Source organism: Gemmatimonadota bacterium, assembly GCA_026706345.1.
In the GTDB taxonomy this organism is placed as follows: Bacteria; JAAXHH01; JAAXHH01; order JAAXHH01; family JAAXHH01; genus JAAXHH01.
In genome coordinates this window covers 1-2,197 of record JAPOYX010000009.1, presented here as the reverse complement: position 1 = coordinate 2,197, position 2,197 = coordinate 1, and the positions used below count along the sequence as shown (strand labels likewise).

The window sequence follows — 2,197 nt, the reverse complement described above, 5'->3', positions numbered from 1 at the left end:
CTACGCCCTCATTCCGGGATAGCGGCGACTGTTGCACTTCGGACTGGCGGCGGGGCACCCTATCCTTCCCTTCGGCCGTTGGTTTTGGGCGAGCCCCCGGAGCACATTGTTATGGTATTTTTATGGTAGAATAACCTTGGGAAGCGTCAATGAAATCCACGAATCTTCGAATTGCGCTCCAAGCCCTTGACTGTGCAGGCGTGGGAATATATTCTTTGCGCCTGATAAATACATTTATCGCGCACAACAGGGGCCAGGTCCCGACTCAACCCTTTCAACAACTTTGTGAGAAACATCGAAATGAAATCAATCCCCCGTTCCAGTGTGAGGTGCAACACCGGCTGAGTCGCATGATTGCCTGATGTAGTGCGGATTGCGACGGGCCAGATGATGGCAAACAATCTCTGTTTCCTACAACGGAGAATTGTCATGCCAGTTGGCTACCATCACCTGACCCAATGCGAAAGATGCCAGATCAACACCCTCCTGCATAGTGGACTGTCGAAACGGGAGATCGCCCGGGAGCTCGGACGGGACCCTGGGACGATTTCCCGGGAGCTGTCGCGCAACCGGGGGCAGCGGGGCTACCGTCACAAGCAGGCCCACGGCAAGGCGACGAGCCGACGTCATGAAGCCTCCGCAGTCCCCCGGAAGATGACGCCCGATCGCTGGGAGGTGGTCGAGGACAGGCTGAAGGAAGGATGGAGCCCTGAGCAGATCGCGGGCCGGTACCGGCGACAGGGCGAGGTGATGGCGGGGAAGGAATGGATCTACCAGCATGTGCGTGCGGACCGGCGGGCAGGAGGCACCCTGTACCGGTGCCTGCGTCGCCGTGGCAAGAGGCCGAACTGGCGCGGAGGGCGGCATGCCGGACGGGGCCACATCCCCGGCCGGGTGGACATTGCCGATCGGCCTTCTGTGGTGGAGGAGAAGAGCCGGATCGGGGACTGGGAGCTCGATACGATCGTCGGAGCGAGGCACAGGGGCGCCCTGGTGTCCTCGGTGGACCGGGGATCGAAGTTCACGTTCCTGGAGCGGGTGGAGGTGAAGACGGCGGCCGCGGTGACCGGGGCCATCACCCGGCGCATGGGTCCGATCCGGAACCGGGTCCACACCTGCACGGCGGACAACGGCAAGGAGTTCGCGGGGCACCGGGAGATCTCCGGTGCGCTGGGAGCGGGCTTCTACTTCGCCACCCCCTACCATTCCTGGGAGCGGGGCCTGAACGAGCACACCAACGGCCTGGTGCGCCAGTACTTCCCGAAGGGAACGGACTTCCGCAAGGTGACGGACGCCCAGGTCCGGGCGGTGGAGGACCGGATCAACCACCGGCCCCGCAAGGTGCTCGGGTATCGCACCCCTGCGGAGGTGTTCGCCGGGGTGCCGGCCGGTCCCTGAAGGGGATCACCCATCGCCGATCCGGGATGCCCGTGACCCACGGGAGTGGATTCGCTCGGCCCGAAGGCGCCAGGCAGGCCCTTGCGTCGACCCATGGCCTCTGTCAGTATCCCACGGAGTCGAGATTGATGCCATCGGTGGCCGAAATGAGCGCCTTGGGGTGCTGATTTTTTCGCCGCCGCCGCTATCCCTCCATTCGGGCTACGCCCTCATTCCGGGATAGCGGCGACTGTTGCACTTCGGACTGGCGGCGGGGGGAGAAAAGTACCGGATGGTTTCGGGATGAACAATATTCTTCTTCACTGGAACTTCGATTTCGAGCCAGCGTCAAACTCAAGCACAAGGGCCGCTCCCACGGCTTACAGGAATGTGGAGGTGGAGCGTGACAAGATACGGACCATTGATCGCCTTCGCCGTTTTCTCGGGACTGTCGGGAAGCGGCGGCGCGGCGGATTTCAGCTACAGCTACCTGGAACTGGCGGCGGACCTGTCAAGGACCGAAAACACCGCCACCGCCCCTTTGGAGAACGATGCGGACGGTAGGTCATTCGGGATCGGCGGCTCCTGGGAAGTTTCCGATTCAGTCTACGTGAAGTACGCATGGTCGAGAGAGACCAAGGAATTCGTGAACGAGGTGGCGCTCACCCCCGTGGACCTCAATAGCGAGCAGTCGGCCATTGCCCTGGGCGGAGGGTATCACTGGGACGCTGGAGAACGGACCGGTATTTACACCGAAGCGCTGGCAATAGTGGATTTCGCCGTAGAGCACCTGATTCCGGTTGTCGTGCCCTCCCGGTCC

General features: G+C 62.2%; 2 protein-coding genes. Both read left to right on the top strand.

Annotation, left to right across the window (positions count from 1 at the left end):
• Positions 1-429: 429 nt before the first annotated feature.
• Entirely contained in the window at positions 430-1,398 is a 969-nt protein-coding gene (locus tag OXG98_00605; protein MCY3770513.1) for an IS30 family transposase, read from the top strand.
• A 382-nt stretch (positions 1,399-1,780) separates the two neighbouring features.
• Positions 1,781-2,197, top strand: a 417-nt coding sequence (locus OXG98_00600; protein ID MCY3770512.1) for a hypothetical protein, incomplete at its 3' end; no start/stop codon positions are given.